Annotated in this window: 17 protein-coding genes; 12 read left to right on the top strand and 5 right to left on the bottom strand. The window is 62.3% G+C overall.

All coding sequences use genetic code 11. The features are described from left to right. Window positions 1-66 precede the first annotated feature (66 nt). The gene (locus ABUH87_RS08945; RefSeq protein ID WP_367772657.1) at window positions 67-420 is read left to right on the top strand and encodes a PRC-barrel domain-containing protein; all 354 of its coding nucleotides are present in this window, start codon (window positions 67-69) and stop codon (window positions 418-420) included. 81 nt (window positions 421-501) lie between these two features. On the opposite strand, the gene ABUH87_RS08940 is transcribed toward ABUH87_RS08945, so the two are convergent. After that, a complete protein-coding gene (locus ABUH87_RS08940) occupies window positions 502-1806 on the bottom strand; it encodes a DUF2254 family protein (protein WP_367772655.1) in 1305 nt (434 codons plus the stop codon). A 39-nt stretch (window positions 1807-1845) separates the two neighbouring features. Continuing rightward, window positions 1846-2808 (bottom strand): mechanosensitive ion channel family protein, encoded by a 963-nt coding sequence (locus ABUH87_RS08935; protein WP_367772653.1) that lies wholly within the window; start codon window positions 2806-2808, stop codon window positions 1846-1848. A gap of 308 nt (window positions 2809-3116) precedes the next feature. Here ABUH87_RS08935 and ABUH87_RS08930 point away from each other — a divergent pair, with 308 nt between their 5' ends. From ABUH87_RS08930 to ABUH87_RS08915, 4 genes are all read left to right on the top strand, one after another. Continuing rightward, window positions 3117-3905 (top strand): SDR family oxidoreductase, encoded by a 789-nt coding sequence (locus ABUH87_RS08930; RefSeq protein WP_367772651.1) that lies wholly within the window; start codon window positions 3117-3119, stop codon window positions 3903-3905. Next, entirely contained in the window at window positions 3902-4360 is a 459-nt protein-coding gene (locus tag ABUH87_RS08925; protein ID WP_367772649.1) for a nuclear transport factor 2 family protein, read from the top strand. The genes ABUH87_RS08930 and ABUH87_RS08925 overlap by 4 nt, the downstream gene beginning before the upstream one ends. A gap of 213 nt (window positions 4361-4573) precedes the next feature. Then, complete coding sequence (locus ABUH87_RS08920; protein WP_367772647.1) at window positions 4574-6505, top strand: glycosyltransferase family 2 protein; 1932 nt, start codon at window positions 4574-4576, stop codon at window positions 6503-6505. Window positions 6506-6633: 128 nt separating this feature from the next. Continuing rightward, window positions 6634-7050, top strand: coding sequence for a hypothetical protein (locus ABUH87_RS08915; RefSeq protein WP_367772645.1), 417 nt, complete (start codon window positions 6634-6636; stop codon window positions 7048-7050). Between the two features lie 29 nt (window positions 7051-7079). On the opposite strand, the gene ABUH87_RS08910 is transcribed toward ABUH87_RS08915, so the two are convergent. Both ABUH87_RS08910 and ABUH87_RS08905 read right to left on the bottom strand, forming a co-directional pair. Next, window positions 7080-8426, bottom strand: a complete 1347-nt coding sequence (locus ABUH87_RS08910) for a TldD/PmbA family protein (protein WP_367772643.1) — start codon at window positions 8424-8426, stop codon at window positions 7080-7082. A gap of 143 nt (window positions 8427-8569) precedes the next feature. Continuing rightward, a complete protein-coding gene (locus ABUH87_RS08905) occupies window positions 8570-8953 on the bottom strand; it encodes a hypothetical protein (protein ID WP_367772641.1) in 384 nt (127 codons plus the stop codon). Between the two features lie 220 nt (window positions 8954-9173). On the opposite strand from ABUH87_RS08905, the gene lptB reads away from it, so the two are divergent. Genes lptB through ligD form a run of 5 tightly spaced genes read left to right on the top strand, consistent with a single transcriptional unit; the run spans window position 9174 to window position 15502 of the window. Further along, window positions 9174-9965, top strand: coding sequence for an LPS export ABC transporter ATP-binding protein (lptB, locus tag ABUH87_RS08900; protein WP_367772638.1), 792 nt, complete (start codon window positions 9174-9176; stop codon window positions 9963-9965). Between the two features lie 38 nt (window positions 9966-10003). Beyond that, window positions 10004-11509 (top strand): RNA polymerase factor sigma-54, encoded by a 1506-nt coding sequence (gene rpoN / locus ABUH87_RS08895; protein ID WP_367772636.1) that lies wholly within the window; start codon window positions 10004-10006, stop codon window positions 11507-11509. Window positions 11510-11566: 57 nt separating this feature from the next. Continuing rightward, a complete protein-coding gene (ku, locus tag ABUH87_RS08890) occupies window positions 11567-12487 on the top strand; it encodes a non-homologous end joining protein Ku (protein WP_367772634.1) in 921 nt (306 codons plus the stop codon). 4 nt (window positions 12488-12491) lie between these two features. Then, the gene (locus tag ABUH87_RS08885; protein WP_367772632.1) at window positions 12492-12989 is read left to right on the top strand and encodes an MgtC/SapB family protein; all 498 of its coding nucleotides are present in this window, start codon (window positions 12492-12494) and stop codon (window positions 12987-12989) included. Continuing rightward, a complete protein-coding gene (gene ligD / locus ABUH87_RS08880; RefSeq protein ID WP_367772630.1) occupies window positions 12986-15502 on the top strand; it encodes a DNA ligase D in 2517 nt (838 codons plus the stop codon). The genes ABUH87_RS08885 and ligD overlap by 4 nt, the downstream gene beginning before the upstream one ends. 6 nt (window positions 15503-15508) lie before the next feature. Here ligD and ABUH87_RS08875 read toward each other — a convergent pair whose 3' ends face one another. Then, window positions 15509-16264 carry a Crp/Fnr family transcriptional regulator gene (locus tag ABUH87_RS08875; RefSeq protein ID WP_367772628.1) on the bottom strand — a complete coding sequence of 252 codons (756 nt, stop codon included), beginning with the start codon at window positions 16262-16264 and terminating at the stop codon, window positions 15509-15511. A gap of 194 nt (window positions 16265-16458) precedes the next feature. On the opposite strand from ABUH87_RS08875, the gene msrB reads away from it, so the two are divergent. Then, window positions 16459-16872 (top strand): peptide-methionine (R)-S-oxide reductase MsrB, encoded by a 414-nt coding sequence (gene msrB / locus ABUH87_RS08870; protein WP_367772626.1) that lies wholly within the window; start codon window positions 16459-16461, stop codon window positions 16870-16872. 96 nt (window positions 16873-16968) lie between these two features. After that, window positions 16969-19200, top strand: coding sequence for a transglycosylase domain-containing protein (locus tag ABUH87_RS08865; RefSeq protein WP_367772624.1), 2232 nt, complete (start codon window positions 16969-16971; stop codon window positions 19198-19200). Window positions 19201-19219 lie beyond the last annotated feature (19 nt).

Below are 19219 nucleotides of genomic sequence, written 5' to 3'. Positions count from 1 at the left end.
CGATCAGCCGATAGCGGACGAACTTGCCGGCGGCCGGGGCGTTTGGTCTTCGAAAGGAGGCCAAGCATGCCAGAGAGAGAAATCGACACGAGCGGCCCCGGGGCGCCTGTCGAGACCGTCGGCAATCACGAGCTGATCGGCTCCGACCGCGTTGAGGGTACGTCGGTTTACGGGACTGACGGAGCGAAAATCGGCCACGTTCACAACCTCATGGTCAACAAGCGAACCGGCCAGGTGGCGCATGTGATCGTATCGGACGGCGGCCTGTTCGGCCTTGGCGGTTCGCGATACATGCGAGTGTCCTGGGGAGATCTGACCTACGAGCCGGATCTGGGTGGCTATGTCGCGGGTATCACCAAGGACATGATGGACGAGCGCGGCCGAATCTCTGCGGAAGACGCCGAGATGCAGATTTGGTGAGACGCCAGAAGCGGGCGATGCTCGACCTGCTCCGCGTTGAACAGGCGCAGTGAACAGGGGAGGCGGCGGACGGCGAACTTGTCATAACCGGTCAAGCGAAAGGTTCTGGCGGGCTTGGGCATGGGCCATCGCAATGTCCGTGCGGTCCTGGTCGAGTTCGGCGCGTGCCGTCGCATGGTCCGCCAGTGCTTCGGCGTGAGCAAGCAGGAACTTGCGCAGGGCTTCGTCACCTGTGTCGCAGGCGGGCAGGCGGGCAATCAAATTCAGCATATGGACGGCAACTGAAGGATACGCGGCCACAGCTTGCCTGAGCGCCTTCAGAGGACCGTCCATGTACTCGGTAATTCGTTCCCGCCGCAGCTCAAGGCGCGGTGTGCCCTCCCGGTCGGTCAGCCACTGCGGCGCATGATGCACCTCCAGTGCGACCGCAAGAACCGCAGCGATCCGGTCGCAGCATGAAAGGGCGGTGTAGAAGTCGTTCACTGCCGGTGACAGGGCGCGGGCGGCTATCTCTACCAGCAGGTTCGTTTCGAAGAGGGGCCCCCCGGTGTCGCTGCGGAATGAGGAGCATGCGATATGCTGGCTTATCCATTCGCCCGGCGCGCCGACAACCCACCCGATTTGTTCACCCGCGATCATGAAGTCTCCCCTGCCGTGCGTGAGTACCAGGAAGGCATCGCGCTTGTTTGCCTCGCGAAGGAGGCGCTCGGTATCGATCGCGTCGATATAGCCGGTGTTGCACGCACGAATGGGTGAGCCTGCTGTCGGCTCAAGTCCGGGCGGGCCCGGGTGACGATTGCGGCTTACGCTGGTGGCGGCGTCTTGTCCCAATCTGGTGATGGAGGTGTCCACATGAACGGTGCGCCCCAGGTGGTGAAGCGCATTGGCCATCCAGCCCAGGGTGCCGACCGTTGCGCAGACGAGCACGAGCAGGCTCAAGCGCGGGATTTCCTCCGACGCCGCCGCCTCACCACCCGTGGACAGCAGCACGATCAGAGAGGACGTCAGCAGTGAGAGGAGAAGCCCCAGGGTGAACCGTATAGTCCGGTCGCTGATCCAGCGGTCGATGAGGCGAACACCGAGATTGCTGGCTGCGAGGGTCAGCACGAGCAGTGTGATGGAGAAGTAGAGGGTAGCGAAGGCGGAATGGAGCGTGACCAGACCGCTTGCCAGCTCCAAAGCCGTTGTCGGCGGAATGTTGAGCGGCCAGCCAGCGTCCATCACCCATGCCGACCCCCCTCTTGCGTCGAGAGCCAACATAGCGCTGGTCAGGCCCGCCGCAGCGAAGATCATGAGGCAGGGCAGCGCCCAGAAGTTCGACCAGAGCAGATGCTCGCGAGAGCCCGTCACGCCCCCTCGCACTCGAACCTCCCTGTCGCCCGCCACACGAAGCGCCCCTTCGGCATGCCAGCGTCGTTCATCTCGTCAGCCTTTCCGTGCGATCTCGAGCGACGGCAAGCCGGTGATCTCGTATGTGGCAGAGGCAATGCCGATGCCAGCCTGATCGAGGCGGGCCAGGATCTCCCGGCTCATCGCGTCCTTCATCAGGCGCGTGTCATGGTCCGGAGACAGAAACCGTACGGTGAGTTCCAGCCAGTTGTCGGTGAGCCGCCAGTAGACCTTCGGCTCGATCTCCACCGCCTTGATGCCGTAGCGGCGCTCCAGTTCGGTATGGTCCTGTGAATTGAGCTGTTCCAGCTTAACCGCATGCCGCCGTGCTGCTTCGAGCAGGATGGCCTCGACGGTGGCGCGATCGTCCCCGTACCTGACCGGTAGCCGGATCTCCTCCCAGACGTAGGGGAAGTGGTACGTGTAGTTGTAGATCGGTTCATCGAAGATCTTGTCGTTGCTGACCGTCACGATGCGGCCGGTGAACTGGCGCGAGTGGAGCCACATGGCAGGATCGGCGGTATTCACCGCGGGCGGCTGCCCCATCTCGAGGATCTTGGTCTGCATAAAGGTGAGGGCGATCACGTCTCCGCGTACACCGCCCATGACGATCCGGTCCCCGACGTTGAACGTCTTGCCTCGAAGGATGACAAAGTAGCCTGCGATGGCCGTGATGACCCTCTGCAATGCAAAAGCGATGCCGGCGGTGACAAGGCCCAGCGCGGTAGTCAGGCGCGTGGGGTCGTCGAACCAGATGGAGACGATCCCCAGTACCAGGGTGCTTCCGGCGAGCAGACCAACGGCCTGCCTGGACCAGAACCGAAGCCGGATGGTGGTGAGCCCCTTGCCGGGTGAGCGGGTCAAGAGGGCGCGAAACAGGGTCGAGAAAAGGAGGACGGCCACGATCAAGGCGATCGTGATCAACATCTTCTTGGCATTCTCGGGAGTGGCGCCGACCAGCGTTACCCCGAACAGTCTTAGCGCTTCGCCATGTTCCATCAGCGTCTCCTATGGGGGGAGACGGGCGAGCGGCGATGTTGTTTCAGATGGGGTGAAGGTGGCGCAGTCTTGTGTCAGCGGTACTTGGACAACTGGGCCACTGCCCGGACGCCCGTCAGCCTTTCACCGAACCCCGAGCAGCGACCATACGCCCGGGCGCGCCGGGTAGGTCTTGAGCCCAGAAACGCCTCTCAGGATCTGCGTATATGCGCAATCGACTGAAGTGCTTGCGCCGAGATTGCATGCGAGGCGGACGTGCTGCATCCTGACTTCAAGAAACAGAAGATGACATGGAGAGGCGCAAGGCCATGAAACTGAACGAGGGCAGGCACGCGTTCATTACCGGTGGAGCAAGTGGCATCGGGTTGGGAATCGCGCAATCGATGTCACGGCGCGGCATGGCCGTCACCATAGCGGACATCAACGAAGACGCTTTGGCGCAAGTCTGCGCTTCCGAACCCTCTCTGTCGGGCGTGGTGCTCGACACGCGAGACCGTGAGGCGTGGCAGCGAGTCAAACAGCAGGCCGAAGCTGCGCGCGGGCCTGTAGACATTCTCGTTAACAATGCTGGCATCGCCCCCAACGGGCGAGGCTTCGCCGACATGGATCCTGAGAGCTTCGATCGTATTCTGGCGATCAACCTCGTGGGCATCGTCAACGGGGTCTTTGCCTTCGCAGCGGATATGCGGGAGCGTGGGCGCGGGCACATTGTGAACACCTCCTCACAGGCGGGCCTCACTGCCAGCATTCCGGGTGTTGGGGCATACGCGGTCGCCAAGTTCGGGGTGACGGCGCTGAGCGAAAGCCTGCGAATGGAGATGGAGCCGCACGGCGTGGGCGTCAGTGTCCTATGTCCCGGCTACGTACAGACGAACCTGGCCCAGAACACCGTCCGGGCGGGTGGCGACATCCGGCAGTACACAGCAGCCATGCCGGAATCGTCGGTGACGCCAGCGCAAGTCGGCGAAATGGTCTGCGAGGGTATAGAGGCAGATCGGCTCTACATCCTCACCCACCCGGACGTATGGCCCTCCGTCGCCCAGCGCAGCGAGGCAATTCGCGCGGATTGTGCCGTTCGGGAGATTGCGTCCGCATGAGCGAAGCGGATCGGCTGAAGCAGGTCGAGGCTCGATTGGCCATTGCCGATCTCGTACATGCGTATGCCCTTGCCGTACGAAGGGACAGGCCGGAAGATGTGGAGCAACTCTTCGCGCCAGGAGCGACGTTCGAGGTGCGTGAAGGCGCGCCAGATCGTGAAGATCACACGGTGGTGCAGCGCTTCGAGAGTCCGCAGGATCTTGTATCCTACCTCGTTTCGGGCAAGGGGCGCTCGCACCCGGTGCCGCTGATCCATAACCTGCTTGTAGAGGTGCATGGCGACCGCGCATTCGCGAGCAGCATGATGGCTGGCCCTATTTTCGGCACCGGCAACGAGGTGTTCGGCGAATACGCTGACAGCTTCATCCAGCACGGGGGAGAATGGCGCTTCTCAAGCCGCGTCTTCACGCTGTTCCGGGACCCGGCAGTAGGAGAGCGGGACTCGGGCGCATAGATATGCGCCTAGGTGGAGCTTAGGCGCCCCCAAACGGATCACTCACTGCATAGCTCCAGCGGGTCTGCTCGCCCGGTCGGGCAAAATTAACGGCTGGGCGCATTCGCGTATCCAGCACGGGACCCACACGCTTGCGACACAAGTTCCTGCGCCTTGGTCGCTGCTTCAACTCTGTTGAGGAGGCGTCCGACGGTCCCTTGGAGCTATTGAAACGTGTTGACGCTGACTCGAGCCGCGCTCGATCCTTCCATGTACTTCCTCGCCGTCATGGGGCTGCTCGCCTCATGGATGGTGGCTCGCTCTGTTGCCGGCCCGAACCGTTACAGCCGGCTGAGAGGACACGAGGGGCAGGTCTTGCTTGGGAGTGTTGCGCTGGGCTTGCTCGGCTCCGGCGTGATTACATTGCTGATGGGCGGATCGGTTGGAGGGCTTGCGGCTGTCGTCGTGTCCTTCCTGGTCATTGCAATCGCGTTGGCACGCGTGGCGCCCAAACTGAACATGCCCGGCGTCATCCTGCTGACTACTGAAGTTCTGACGTTCTGGTTCGGCTTTGTTTGGACGGCGTTGTTCCTGCGTGAGGCCGGGCTGCCCGCGAACACGCTGATGCTGGCCGGCGCTGGCATGGTTTTCGGTGGCGGCGTCTTCGCATTGGCCTTTGCCGAGCGCTTCGCGCGCGATGCCGTGCTGACCCATGGTGCCTGGCGCACCCCGGTGGATGCTCCGCGCGGTGGTCCAGGCACGCGCAGCCAGAGAGTGTCGATCCAGCTGCCTTGCTATGCCGAACCGCCTGAGGTGGTGATCGCCACGATGGATCGGCTCGCTGCCTTGGAGCACGACAATTTCGAAGTGCTGGTGTGTGACAACAACACCAAGGACGAGGCACTCTGGCGCCCGTTGGAAGCGCATTGTGCTCGGCTTAATACGGCGGCTGGGAAAGAAGTGTTCCGCTTCTTCCACGTTTCGCCGCTGCCAGGGGCAAAGGCCGGCGCGTTGAATTTCTGCCTCGAGGTCATGGACCCCGCAGCAGAGTTCGTGGCCGTCATCGACGCCGATTACCTGGCTCAGCCTGACTTTCTGGCGCGATTGCTGCCCTTCTTTCGCGATCAGCGCGTCGGCTACGTTCAGACGCCGCATGATTACAGGGACTATGAGGAGAGCCCTTACCTCACCTCCTGTTACTGGGAGTACATGCCGAACAACAAAGTCGATATGATCGGCGTGAGTGAGTACGGCGGCGCCTTCACCATAGGCACCATGTGCATCCTGCGTACTGCGGCGATCAGGGAGGCAGGAGGCTGGGCCGAGTGGTGCCTGACCGAGGATTCGGAGATTTCCGTTCGCCTGCGCGCAGTCGGCTACTCCGGCTATTACATTGGCGAAACGTTCGGGCGCGGACTCATCCCGGAGACGTTTTCGGATTACAAGAAGCAGCGCTTCCGCTGGACGGCGGGTCCGGTTCAGCAGTTGCGCCGTCATTGGCGCCTGTTCCTTCCTTCGCCCTGGGCCAAGCCGCTACCGGGGTGGACGAAAATGCTGGAGGTGCTGCGCTGCATTGCACCACTGCGCGTGCTGTTCGCCATGATTGGCGGCCTGCTTGGTTTTGGCGCACTTGCCGCAGCGTTGATCAGCGGTGTTGTCGCTCCCGTGAAGGTGCCAGACGCCGCCTGGGTGATGTTCGTCCTGGGCACTGGCGCGTGGCTCGTGGGTATTTGGCACCGTTACAAGCTCACCGGGACCACGCGAATTCCGGATATGGTGCGCGGAGAGATTGCACGTAATGCCCTGACGTACACTGTGCTTCAGGCGGGATTGGCGGGGCTGTCCAGCAAGCCGCTTGCCTGGCGCCGGACGCCGAAGTTTGCCGTGGACTCTGCGGCCGGCTCCATCTTCGCGGATGCTCTTCCAGAGACGCTAATCGGCATAGCCTTGCTGGCCTTCGCCGGGGTCACGGTCGCCGCGGCAGACACCATCGGCGCCAATTTCGCACTGCTCTCTGCGCTGACCATCGCCTCGCTCGCGATCCGCTTCCTATGTGCTCCTTACCTGGCCTGGCTCGCCCTTCGGCATGCCCGTGCTCAGGCGCGCAAGGTCGGCGGGTCTGATGCCACGCCCCCATCGCCATCAATGCTCGCCAGCGGCGCGTGAACAACCAGCTAGCCTTCATCCCGTGGAAATGCACGGGGTCACAATGATGCTCATACCGGTAGAGATCCGATCGCCAGAGTCTGGCCCTGTCGAACTGCCGGGGACGAGCTACGCAAGAAAGGAACACCATGTTTACCGAAGCGATGAACGGACCCGCGCGACAGGCGCAGTTACGGGGGTTCCTTCGCGCCTGTCTGGCCAGCACGTGCGGCGAAGAAGCTGCTCGCCTTCAGGAAGCCGCCGTGCTCATGGGCATGTCTGCTGAGGATCGTTCGGTCGTGGACGCGATGCTTGCGTGCGGAGCCACCGAGAGTGCGGCTTTGCTCGTCATGGGCAGGGGCAGGCCCTTCCTGCTGTCGCAGGGTGGTACCGGCACCTGCCTAGCCTCCGCTGTATGCGCCGATGGCGAAGAGAAGACCGCTGAAGGCGCGACGCTTGCCCTCGCGATCCTCGCGGCGCACGCCTCCGCGCTTCTGGCGGACATCGAAGGTTCGCCAGTCGCCGCCTGGCGGTCAGCGCCGGGCCCGCACGCGCGTATGCACTGAGCGCCTGCAGCAGACCGACGGCTGGTGCCTCAGTCGCCAGCTACCGTCATGCCGTCGATGCGCAGCGTCGGAACATTGATCGGCCGATGCCATTCAAGGTCGTCGGCAGGTGTCATCTGCGCGAACATCGCGAGAAGATTGCCCGCTACGGTGAACTCGGCGACGGGTTCCGCGATTACTCCGTCGACGATCCGAAAGCCGCTTGCGCCCCTGCTGTAGTCGCCGGTGACTCCGTTGACGCCCTGACCGATCAGCTCAGTCACCAGAATGCCTTCACGAATATCGGAAACAAGAGCATCGCGGCTGATCGTGCCCGCGGCCATGTGCACGTTGCTCACGGAGACTCCAGGCGCGCCGCCGCTCCCCCGCGCGGCATGACCCGTGGGTAGCGCGCCGAGCTGTCGCGCTGCGGCACTGTCCATCAGCCAGCCAGTCACCCGTCCGTCCTCGATGAGGTTGCTGCGGCTGGTCGGAAGGCCTTCGCCATCAAACGGGCGCGAGCGTACGCCACGCGGTTTGTGAGGATTGTCGATGATAAGGATGGAGGGGGCGAACAGTTGCGCGCCCAGCTTGTCGAGCAGGAAGCTGCTGCGCCGCGCAATGGCATTGCCGGACATCGCCGAAATCAGATGACCCACGATGCTGCTGGATACCCGCGGATCAAAGACGACTGGCATCGGGCCACTGCGCACACGGGCGGGCTTCAGGCGTGTCACGGCCCGTTCGCCAGCGAGCCTGCCGATCTCCGCCGGGGAGGGCAGGTCGGCGCGGTGGCGTGTGTGCCGCCAAGCAGAGTCGCGCTGTTTGCTCGCACCCTCACCAGCTACCACGCTGGCGCTGATCGCGTGGCTGGAGCCACGATATCCGCCTGCAAATCCGTGGCTCGTCACCAAGGCGAAGACGCTGGAGCCCGCACTGGCGCTCGCACCATCGGAGTTGGTGACTCCTGAAACAGCCCGCGCAGCCTCTTCGGCTTCCTCGGCAGCGGCCCGCAGCGCTTCTGCGCCCGGATCTAAAGGGTCGAACGTGTCAAAGTCGGCGAAGGGGCCGTGAGACAGCAACTCTTCAGGCGCGAGCCCAGCGAAGCGGTCCTCGGGCGCTGCACGCGCCATCGCGACCGCTCGTGCGGCGAGTTCGTCCAGCGCCGCAGGTGTCAGATCTGACGAGCCGATGCTGGCAGAGCGATTGCCCACGAAGACGCGCAGGCCAATCTGCTCTCCCTCTGATCGTTCCACGTCCTCAAGCCGGCCCAGACGTATCTGGATGCCCTCTGATGCGTTCGCGACGTAGACTGCGTCAGCGGCATCTGCCCCTGCCTGGCGCGCACGTGAGACAAGATCTGCGGCGCGGTCTGTGGCGGCCTGGGGGCTAAGCATGGCTGGCTGGACTCCTCATACGGTGCTGCACGCATTGGCGATGCAGCGCAGCCACGAACTAGGCGTGCGCGAGCGCCAGGGCAATCATCGGCGTCGAGGGCTTCGACTCTGAGGAGAAATGGCGATCTGGCCTGAAGCGGCCGTCAGGCAAAGAAATGTGCGAGGGCCTTGAACAGAGCGGTAAGTGCAAACGGAAGGCCGATCGCGAGAAGCCAAAGGGCGGTGCGATCGCGCCTGTAGGCTGGCGCCAAGGCAGGATCGTGCGCTTCATCGTCGTTTAGCCGGTTCCACCGGTGCTCAAATCGGCGGCAGGCAGGAATGATCGCAACCACCAGCAGGACAAGAGCCAGGTAGGGAAGCAACGACCCGTTCTCGGCTTTAAGAGCGCCGATCGTCACGAAAATCTGGAGGGCGGTGTATACAAGGAGCGCATAGGCAATGTGGTCGCTCATGCGACGGCGCCAATCCACGCTGGTCCGCTCAGCCTCGCGGGGCATGTAGGCGTCGGCTCGTGTGAATTTGTCCATCCGCCGTCCTCTCAATCGCGCGGTCATGCAACTGTAATGAGAGTAAACCAGCAAATTGCAGAATGTTCAAGGCGACTTTCGTAAATCGCAACTGCAAGCGCAGGACGGAAGAGTGGAGCAACGCGTTGTGCCGCTCACGCGGCTGGGCAGCTGTGCCGCTCACGCGGTTGGGCAAATGCCGCCTTGCTTGGGCCGGGGCCGTTCCCTAAACCGCTTCGACATGACCGAGACCGTTGAGAACACGCAGGCTGCCGTCACGGACGCCATCGATTCCGCGTCGCTTGCGGCGAATGGCGGTCTTGAGGTGATCTCGATCGCAAAGAGCTATGACAAGCGCGCTGTCCTGACGGACATTTCGCTTTCTGTTGCGAAAGGTGAGGTGCTCGGTTTGTTAGGGCCCAACGGCGCGGGCAAGACGACGTGCTTCTACTCCATCATGGGACTGGTCCGCCCCGACTCGGGCCGCATCATGATGGACGGCGTGGATGTGACCCGCTTGCCGATGTATCGGCGGGCCATCCTTGGCCTGGGCTATCTTCCGCAGGAAACCTCGATCTTTCGCGGGCTTACAGTAGAGCAGAACATCGGGGCCGTGCTCGAACTGATGGAGCCTGACAAGGCGGTGCGCGAGGCCGAACTGGAGCGGCTGCTCGATGAGTTCGGGTTGACGCGTTTGCGGTCCAGCCCAGCCATGGCCTTGTCGGGAGGCGAACGGCGTCGCTGCGAGATTGCGCGCGCGCTCGCGGCCAACCCATCGATCATGTTGCTCGACGAGCCTTTCGCCGGCATCGATCCGCTTTCGATCTCGGACATCCGGGATCTGGTGAAGGATCTGAAGACGCGCGGCATCGGCGTCCTCATCACTGATCACAATGTGCGTGAAACGCTCGATATCGTCGACCGCGCTTGCATCATCTACGGCGGCCAAGTACTCTTTGCCGGCAGCCCGGCGGCATTGGTTGCGGATGAAAACGTCCGGCGCCTCTATCTTGGCGAAGGCTTCACGCTTTGAGCGCCCACTGGGGATGGGCGCGCTCGGAGCACTGACCAGTGGCGTTGGGACCGCGCCTGGATATCAGGCAGACCCAGTCGCTCGTGATGACGCCGCAGCTGCAGCAGGCGATCAAGCTGCTGGCACTCTCCAATCTCGAGGTTGAAGGCTTCATCGGTGACGCATTGGCAGCCAACCCCCTGCTGGACGTGGGGGGCGAGGCTGGCGAACCGGTGGCGGCTCCGCCCGAAGCGGACCTGCGGCGTACCACGCTGGAGAGCTCTCCCGTCGATCGTCTGATCGGAGAGGGGCGCGCTGCAGACGACCGGCCGCTCGACATCGACCATGGCGCAGCCGCTTCCGATCGCGAGACCGGCGAAAGCACCTCATCCCACGATGCGGACAGTTTCTGGAGCGGCGACCTGCGAGTTGGCGGTGGCGAGGAAGGCCCCAGCATTGATGAGCGAGCGAGGCAGTCTGAGACGCTCGCAGAACACCTCGAAGCGCAAATCGGCCTGGTGGCACCGGATGAGCGTAGCGCAGCGCTTGCCCGCTATCTGATCGGCCTCCTGGACGAGGCCGGCTATCTGCCTGTTGCGCTGCGTGAAATTTGTGATGACCTTCGTGTGCCTTTGGCAGAGTGCGAAGCGGCTCTGACGCTGGTGCAGTCGCTCGAACCGACCGGCGTAGGCGCGCGGACGCTGTCGGAATGCATCGCACTGCAGGCCCGGGAGGCCGACCGCTACGATCCGTGCATGGCGCGTCTGATCGACAACCTTGATCTTGTCGCCAGAGGGGAGTTTGCGCGCCTGCGGCGCCTGTGCGCAGTGGACGACGAAGACTTGGCGGACATGCTGGCAGAACTTCGCAGCTATGATCCGAAACCCGGCCTGCGCTTCGGCGGAGACAGCGGCGGCACGGTGGTCCCCGATGTGCTGGTCGAACCGGGGGCTGACGGCAACTGGACGATTACGATCAACGAGACGACGGTCCCTCGGCTGATCGTCAACCGGCCTTACTACGTCGAGCTGAAGGGCAGCTGCGTCGACAAGGCCGCGCGCGGCTGGCTCGCAGAAAAGCTCTCGGATGCCAACTGGCTGATCAAGGCGCTCGATCAGCGGCAGAAGACGATCCTGAAAGTTGCAACCGAACTTGTGCGGCAGCAGCAAGGCTTCTTCCGCAACGGCGTCTCGCACCTGAAGCCCTTGACCCTGCGCACGGTGGCTGAGGCGATCGGCATGCATGAGTCGACGGTGAGCCGCGTCACTTCCAGCAAGTACCTGCAGTGCGCGCGCGGGACATTCGAACTGAAGTACTTCTTTACCTCTGGGGTTTCGACCGCGGGTGGAGAGGGCGCTTCGGCCGAGGCAGTCAAGGCAGCGATACGGCGGCTGATCGATGCCGAGGATCCGAAGGCGATCCTTTCGGACGATGCGCTGGTCGATTTGCTGAAAGCGCAAGGTTACGATCTCGCCCGGCGCACCGTCGCCAAGTACCGGGAGGCGATCGGGATGGGCAGCTCTGTGCAGCGCCGCCGTCAGAAGGCGCTCGCCGGAGCGCGGTAGGACCGGGAACCGCACCGCTTTTCGCGAGCTATGGACTCGCGAAAAGGAGCGAACGACATGGCGGCGCGGGCATACTGGCAGGGGCAGATTCGGCTTGCCCTGGTGTCTATCCCGGTGGAGATCTACGCGGCGACGAAGTCGGGCGCATCCATCAGCTTCCGGCAAATCCATGAACCCTCGGGCAAACCGATCAAATACGAGAAGGTGGTGCAGGGCATAGGCCCGGTCGATCGCGAAGAGATCGTGAAGGGTTACGAACTGTCGAAAGGCAACTTCGTCCTGCTCGACGACGAAGAAATCGAAGCGGTGAAGATCGAGAGCCGCAAGACGCTGGAACTCGTCCAGTTTGTCGATCAGCATGAGATCGACGTGTTCTACTTCGAAAAGCCCTACTATGTCGTGCCGGCCGATGATTTGGCGGATGAAGCGTTCATCGTCCTGCGGGAGGCTTTGCGCAAAAGCAGGAAAATCGCGCTCGGTCAATTGTCGGTACGCGGACGCGAGCAGCTTGTCAGCTTGCGACCCTGCGGCAAGGGCATTGTCCTCGAGACTCTGCGCTACGCCGACGAAGTGCGTCAGGCGCAGAGCTACTTCAGCGAGATTCCCGACGAGAAGCCGAGCGAGGATCTGCTCGATCTGGCGACCACACTGATCGACAAGAAGAGCGCTCCCTTCGAACCTGAAGAGTTCCGCGACCGCTATGTGGAAGCGCTAAAGGCTCTGGTGGAGAAAAAAGCGAAGGCCAAGGGCAAGAAGGTTCTGGAAGACGTGGAGGAGCCGAGCACGGATCGTGGCTCGAACGTCATCGACTTGATGGCTGCGCTGAAAAAGTCGGTCGGCAACAGCGATACCGCACCCGCCAAACCTGCGAAGAAGGCCCCAACCAAGAAGACCACCGCGAAGAAGGCTCCTGCCAAGGCAACCGCGAGCAAGACCAAGGCAGCCTCATCCTCTGGTCGTGCGCGCAAGAGCGCCTGACTGCATGCGCCTTAACGCACCCGTACCGGTGGATGCCATCGATGCCGATCTCCTCAGCCGTCTCGGGTTCGCGGCGGTTGTGGGGATGCTGCTTGGCCTTGACCGTGAGGTACGTGGCCACGCTGCGGGTTTAAGGACACATGGAATCGTTTGTGTTGCCGCCGCTGCGATGACCGTGTCGATCCTCTCCCTTTATCATCAGCTCGATGGCGATCGGATGGACCCGCTGCGCGTGTTCGAAGGGACGGGCGCCTTCGTCGGGTTCATAGGGGCCGGCCTCATCGTCTTCTCGCGCGGGCGTGTCCACAACCTGACGACGGCGGCGCACGTGTGGTTCACCGCGGTAATCGGCATTGCCTGCGGGGCCGGACAGTGGCCCCTTGTTCTGACAGGTTCTGTCATCTCGGTCGCGTTGCTCACGCTGCTCTATTTCGTCGAGAGGCGTTGGACGCTCGAGCGCAGGATTGGAGAGCCGACAACTCCGGAGGAACGTGAGCCATGAGCAAGGCCGATCCCCTCGCCGAGTACAACCGCAAACGCGACTTCAAGAAAACGGCTGAGCCCGCCGGGAAACCTGAGCAGAGCCCGAAAGGGAACCTGTTCATCGTGCAGAAGCATGCGGCAACCCGGTTACACTGGGACTTTCGGCTGGAAGTGGATGGCGTGCTCAAGTCCTGGGCCGTAACCAAGGGGCCGAGCCTCGACCCGGATGACAAGCGGCTGGCCGTTCGCACCGAGGACCATCCGCTGGCCTATGCTGAGTTCGAGGGGGTAATCCCGAAAGGCGAGTATGGCGGCGGCTCTGTCATGCTCTGGGACCAGGGGACCTGGGCACCTGTTCCGGGGAAGAGCGCGAAAGACATCGAGGCCGGTCATTTGCACTTCACTCTCCACGGAGAGCGCATGAAAGGCGACTGGCTGCTCGTGCGAATGAAGCCGCGGCCTGGCGAAAAGCGGGAAAACTGGCTGCTGCGCAAAGTCCAGGATGCTCATGCCCAGAAGGGAGACCGGCTGGTCGAGCATGGTCTGACAAGCGTGCTTACAGGCCGCTCGATGGCGGAAATTGCGGCAGACAAGCATGGCGAGTTCTCGCTGGCAGGCAAGAAGGGCAAGAGCTTCGACGCGCAGATGGAGGCAGCGGCGGAGCACATTGCCGGCAAGGCAAAGCGAAAACGCCGTAGCTCTTCGGCTAAGCCGCCGAAGTTCCGGAACCCGCAACTCGCTACGCTGGTGGATGCCGTTCCATCCGGCAATCACTGGATGCATGAGATCAAGTTCGACGGTTATCGCGCGCTCATATCGGCAGCAGGCGATCAGGTCGTGGTGAACACGCGCAACGGCCATGACTGGTCCGACAAATTTGCGCCGCTGGTCCGTGCAATCGCCGCGCTCGACTTGCCGCCATGCCTGATCGACGGCGAAATTGTCGCGTATGGAAAGAACGGAAACCCGGACTTCTCCTCCCTCCAAGCGGTTCTGAAGCGTGGCCACGGGTCACAGTCGAAACGAGATGTGCTCGATTTCTTTGCATTCGACCTGCTTGAGCTGAATGGCGAGGATCTGACCGGATTATCAAATATCGAGCGAAAGGAGCGGTTGGAAGCGCTGCTGGCGGACGCGGAGCCGCCGATCCGTGTGGCCGATCACGTGATCGGCGCGGGCGAGAAGCTTTTTCAGGCCATGTGCGAGGCAGGACAGGAAGGGATCATCGCCAAGAAGGTTGATGCGTCGTATCTTGGCCGCCGTTCGCAGAACTGGGTCAAGGTGAAGTGCGTCAACCGGCAGGAGTTCGTTGTTGTCGGTTGGACCAAGTCTTCAACCAAGGTGCGTCCATTCGCCTCCTTGTTGCTCGCGCAGTACGAAGACGATGACCTTGTTTACAAAGGCAAGGTGGGAACCGGGTTCAATGGCACGACCTTGGCCGATGTGGGCGCAAAGCTGAAAACCCTCGCGCGCAAGGAGCCGGCGCTGGAGGTGCCGCGCACAGAAGCGCGCGGCGCGCATTGGGTTGAACCCAGGCTGGTCGCGGAAATCGCCTTTGCCGAGTTTACGGGAGAGGGGCGGGTGCGCCATGCGAGCTTTCTGGGGCTAAGGACGGACAAACCCGCTCAGGAGGTGGAGCCGGAAAAGGCCGCTGCCGCGCCGAGAGCGGAGCCGGCGGTCAAAATCAGCAATCCGGATCGTGTCATCTTCCCGGAAAGCGGACAGACCAAGGGACAGCTTGCTGCCTATTATGAGCAGATCGCTCCTATCATGCTCCCGTTCGCGGGGAACAGGCCCATCAGCCTGGTCCGCTGCCCGCAAGGTCGTGCAAGAAAGTGCTTTTTCCAGAAGCACGACAGCGGCAGCTTTGGCGAGAACGTCCACCAAGTGCCGATCCAGGAGAAGGACGGTGGTACGGAGGACTACCTCTACGTTAACGACACGGCAGGCTTGCTGCAGTGCGTGCAGATGGGCACCATTGAATTTCACGGTTGGGGCGCTCGTGCGGACGCGGTTGAAAAACCGGACCGCATCATCATCGATCTGGATCCTGACGAGGGCCTGGACTTTGCGGACGTAAAACAGGCGGCGAAGGATATCCGAACGCGGCTTGCCGAACTGGGCCTTACAACTTTTGCCATGCTGTCCGGCGGAAAAGGCGTGCACGTCATTGCGCCGCTCACCCCGGGTCATGACTGGGCGACCCACAAGGATTTTGCGCGCCGTTTCGCGGAAGCACTCGCATTGGCAGAGCCGGATCGGTTCCTCGCCACGATGAGCAAGGCCAAACGCAAAGGTAAGATCTTTATCGACTGGCTGCGAAACCAGCGCGGCGCCACTGCTGTGGTCCCCTACTCAGCGCGCGCGAGGGCCGGCGCTCCCGTGGCTGCGCCGGTCGCTTGGAACGAACTCGATCAGTTCGACCGGGCCAGTGTGTTCACGATCGCTGATGGAGCGAAGCTTTTGACACGGTCGCGCAGCAAGGCCCTGGCCGGATGGGGCTTCGCGGAGCAGTCGCTCCCCGATCTTTAGCAGAGGTCAGGGCTGACGAAGGTCTTCGCTCAGGAACAGCGATCCCTCGCCGTAAAGGTAATCCGGCTGAAACTGTGCAAAGCGTTCCAGCGCAGGCCGGTCAGGCAGCGAAACGCGTCCGCGGTTGATATCCAGCAACCCCTTCTGGCGCACGGACTTGAGCACACGATTGATATGCACCGCCGTCGTTCCACACGCATTGGCGAGGTGCGTTTGCAAAAGGGGCATGTTGAAGCCGTGGGGATCGGCCAGTCCGACGAAGTTGAGCCGATGCCATAGTTCACACATGAGGTGCGCCAGACGTTCTTCCGCCCGGAGCTGCTCAAGCTTGAGAATCCACTCCCGGTGAATCGCCGCGTCCAGCAAGGTTGAGAACCACAGGATGCGCGTCAGGTGCGGTTCCTCCTTGAGTACGGTCGCGAGCTTGGCGTGCGAGACATATGCCAGAAGAACCGGGCCGATGGCGACCAGGTCGTGATCCAGACGCTTCAATGCGAAGGCATGCAGGTCAGCGAAGTCACCGGGCACTTGCAAGCCGACGACGTTGCGGCTGCCCCGATGTTCGATCATTCGAGCAACGAAGCCATCGAGGATCAAGGTGCTGTGGTCGGCCGGAACGCCACGGCGTTGCAGGATATGACCGTCCGGAACGCGCTCGCTGGTTTCCGTAAGGGAATCGAGCAGGGCGCCCTCGCGTTCGCTCATGGCATGGCGCAAACGACCTTTGAGGAACAGGCGCGTCTGACCCGAGGGCTGGTTCACGGCGCGACTCCGATAAAGCAATAATTGTTAGGGCGTATGACCTGCTGCGGATCACAACAAGCCATGGTGAATGCCCACGCAACGCATCCTCTCGAGAATTGTTCGCGAAAGAAGCGTACCTTGCCCGAACCATCGCGCATTGGGTGGAAATCTGGCGCGCTCAGGTCCATATCGCGGCGAAGGAGTAGCCCACGATGACCACCAAGAAGCTGGAACTGAGCGAAACAGAATGGCGCGAGCGGCTCACGCCAGAGCAGTACGCGGTCCTTCGTCAGCAAGGGACGGAGCGGGCCTTCACTGGCAAGTACGAGAAGAACAAGCAGGAGGGGCTTTACACCTGCGCGGGGTGTGGCACGCCGCTGTTCTCTTCAGAGACTAAGTACAACTCCGGCTCAGGCTGGCCGAGCTATACGGCTCCTGTGGAGGAAGAGGCGGTTCACGAACATCGTGACGTTTCGCACGGGATGGTGCGAACGGAAGTTCGCTGTGCCACGTGCGAAGGACACCTCGGGCATGTCTTCCCGGATGGTCCGGGGCCAACGGGCCTGCGCTATTGCATCAATTCGGCCGCCATGGATTTTCAGCCGAAAGACGACGAAGAGGGCTGATCGCGTACCATCCCGTTAACTGCGGGTTACAGATCGCTGCTGCAAAGCCTATGCGGTCCAGCGATGTTTGCTCGTCATAAGGGTTCATAAGCGAGAATGCCGAAGGAAAACGGCCGGCGCGCCGCAGGCTCGGGTCGCCGCTCAGCCGGACCCGCTCCCAAGCCTTGGTGGAGGCGTGCCCTGCGTGCGCTACTCATCTGGGGTGGCGCCATCGCGCTGCTCGGCGCGATTTTCGTAGGGACCGCGGTGTTCATGACGGCGCGGGAGCTGCCATCGTTCCCCGCGTTGCAAAGCAGCCAGAACGGTCAGATGATCGTTGTGCGCGCTCGTGACGGCTCGGAGCTGGTTTCTCTGGGGCCCAGTTACGGGAAGTGGCTACCGTACGAGCAGATCCCGGAGGTCATGAAGGACGCCATCGTCTCTGTGGAGGACAGGCGTTTTCGCAAGCACGTCGGCATCGATCCGATCGGCGTCGCTCGCTCGGTGATGGTGCGCGTGGAGAGCGGGCGCTGGAGGCAGGGTGGTTCGACCATCACGCAGCAGCTTGCCCGCACGATCTTCCTCAACAACAGTCGCACTTTTGGTCGCAAGATCCGCGAGGGTGTCCTGGCGCTGGCGATCGAGAGCAAGTTCAGCAAGGACGAGATTCTCGAGCTTTATCTGAACAAGGTCTACTTCGGCGGCGGCGCCTATGGGATCGATGCGGCGAGCCGCAAGTTCTTCGGGCATGCCGCAACAGAGCTATCGACGGCTGAGGCCGCCATCATAGCCGGCCTCGTGAAAGCGCCCTCGAACTACTCACCCACGGCAGATGTACAGGCGGCGCTGTCCCGCGGCCAGGTCGTACTTGGAACCATGGTCGATGCGGGGGTCATCTCGGAAGCTGAAGCTGCGAGCATCGACCTCGATGCGGTCAAGATCGCGAAGGAGAAGGGCCAGAACTCGGTTAGGTACTTTACCGACTGGGCGCTTCCGCAGCTGGATATCCTGATCCCCAACACAGACGAGCCGATCGAGGTCTGGACCACGCTAGACGTCGGAATGCAGCGTGCAGCAACACAGGCGATCATCGCAAATGTGCCAAAGGGTGCACAAGGCGCTCTGGTCAGTCTCGACGACGACGGCGCGGTAAGAGCGATGGTCGGTGGCACCGATTACGTGAACACCAACTATAATCGCGCGACAAAAGCTGTGCGACAGCCGGGATCGGCGTGGAAGCTGTTCGTCTATCTAGCGGCGCTTGAAGCCGGCTACACTCCGGACGACCGTGTCGTGGATGAACCCGTCACGATCAATGGCTGGAGTCCGAACAACTCGGGCCGCAATTTCGCAGGCGAGATCGATATCCGTACTGCCTTCGCTTACTCGAAGAACACGATTGCTGCCGCCTTGGGGAACGAAGTCGGATTTGGTACCGTGGCTTCGATGGCCCGGCGCTTTGGCATCACCACTCCCATCGATACAAATCCATCAATGGTCCTGGGCACCTCTGAGGTGCGCGTGATCGACATGACCCGCGCCTTTGCAGCGGTGTCAGCGGGCGGCACTTCGATCGAGCCGTACGGCATCATGAAGGTCACCACCACCGGTGGTGAGCTTCTGTATCAGCACGAGCCTACGACAGGGCAGGTGCTCGTCCCGCCGTATGTTGCCGCGGGAATTACGGACCTGCTGCAGTCGGCCGTTGCAACCGGTACGGGACGTGCTGCGCAGATCGGGCGTCCGGTGGCGGGCAAGACTGGCACGACGAGCTCCAACAAGGATGGCTGGTTCCTGGGCTTCTCCAGCGGCATCACCACGGGCGTATGGATGGGCCGCGACGACGCCAAAGCCGTGTCTGGACTTCAGGGCGGTCGCGCACCTGCAGCGGCCTTTGCAGATTATATGCGTGAAGCTGTGAAGAAGCGGCCGGTCAAGCAGTTCGACACAGAACTCAAGTTGCCCGAATGGCAGCTCGAGCCGGATGACGAGATGCTGTTCGGAAGCCCTGACGAGTATTACTATACTGACGATGAGGGCAATTTGATCGAGCCGGGCGGTCCGCGCCGCATGGAAACCGAGGACGATCTGAGCCGATACGAAGATGGCATCACACAGCCGCGCGCCGACCGGATCTATGAGCGCGGACGCGCAACGCCTCCTGCTGCTGCCGGCGACGATTTTCTGGATCGGGCGACGGGCCGCGGTGCGCAGGTAGACCCTGGCTTACGTGCGGCGCCCTCGGCTCAGGGGACAATACGTGCCGGATCTGGGAGCAGCGTGCAGCAGCAACTGCCGCCCGGTCCTAATGTGTACCGCAACCCGCAACCTGTGCAGCAGCCGCAATAAAAAATGGCGCCCGGTCACA

Origin of the sequence: Novosphingobium rhizovicinum (assembly GCF_040813635.1) — a bacterium.
Classification (GTDB): Bacteria; Pseudomonadota; Alphaproteobacteria; order Sphingomonadales; family Sphingomonadaceae; genus Novosphingobium; species Novosphingobium rhizovicinum.
The sequence above is the reverse complement of the archived record's forward strand: the minus strand, read 5'-3'. Positions and strand labels throughout refer to the sequence as shown.

What these genes read in the sequence shown, in the direction of transcription:
- ABUH87_RS08945 (WP_367772657.1), top strand. Translation starts at nt 67, where the DNA reads ATGCCAGAGAGAGAAATCGACACGAGCGGCCCCGGGGCGCCTGTCGAG.
- ABUH87_RS08935 (WP_367772653.1), bottom strand. Translation starts at nt 2,808, where the DNA reads ATGGAACATGGCGAAGCGCTAAGACTGTTCGGGGTAACGCTGGTCGGC.
- ABUH87_RS08930 (WP_367772651.1), top strand. Translation starts at nt 3,117, where the DNA reads ATGAAACTGAACGAGGGCAGGCACGCGTTCATTACCGGTGGAGCAAGT.
- ABUH87_RS08925 (WP_367772649.1), top strand. Translation starts at nt 3,902, where the DNA reads ATGAGCGAAGCGGATCGGCTGAAGCAGGTCGAGGCTCGATTGGCCATT.
- ABUH87_RS08915 (WP_367772645.1), top strand. Translation starts at nt 6,634, where the DNA reads ATGTTTACCGAAGCGATGAACGGACCCGCGCGACAGGCGCAGTTACGG.
- ABUH87_RS08910 (WP_367772643.1), bottom strand. Translation starts at nt 8,426, where the DNA reads ATGCTTAGCCCCCAGGCCGCCACAGACCGCGCCGCAGATCTTGTCTCA.
- ABUH87_RS08905 (WP_367772641.1), bottom strand. Translation starts at nt 8,953, where the DNA reads ATGGACAAATTCACACGAGCCGACGCCTACATGCCCCGCGAGGCTGAG.
- lptB (WP_367772638.1), top strand. Translation starts at nt 9,174, where the DNA reads ATGACCGAGACCGTTGAGAACACGCAGGCTGCCGTCACGGACGCCATC.
- ku (WP_367772634.1), top strand. Translation starts at nt 11,567, where the DNA reads ATGGCGGCGCGGGCATACTGGCAGGGGCAGATTCGGCTTGCCCTGGTG.
- ABUH87_RS08885 (WP_367772632.1), top strand. Translation starts at nt 12,492, where the DNA reads ATGCGCCTTAACGCACCCGTACCGGTGGATGCCATCGATGCCGATCTC.
- ligD (WP_367772630.1), top strand. Translation starts at nt 12,986, where the DNA reads ATGAGCAAGGCCGATCCCCTCGCCGAGTACAACCGCAAACGCGACTTC.
- msrB (WP_367772626.1), top strand. Translation starts at nt 16,459, where the DNA reads ATGACCACCAAGAAGCTGGAACTGAGCGAAACAGAATGGCGCGAGCGG.
- ABUH87_RS08865 (WP_367772624.1), top strand. Translation starts at nt 16,969, where the DNA reads ATGCCGAAGGAAAACGGCCGGCGCGCCGCAGGCTCGGGTCGCCGCTCA.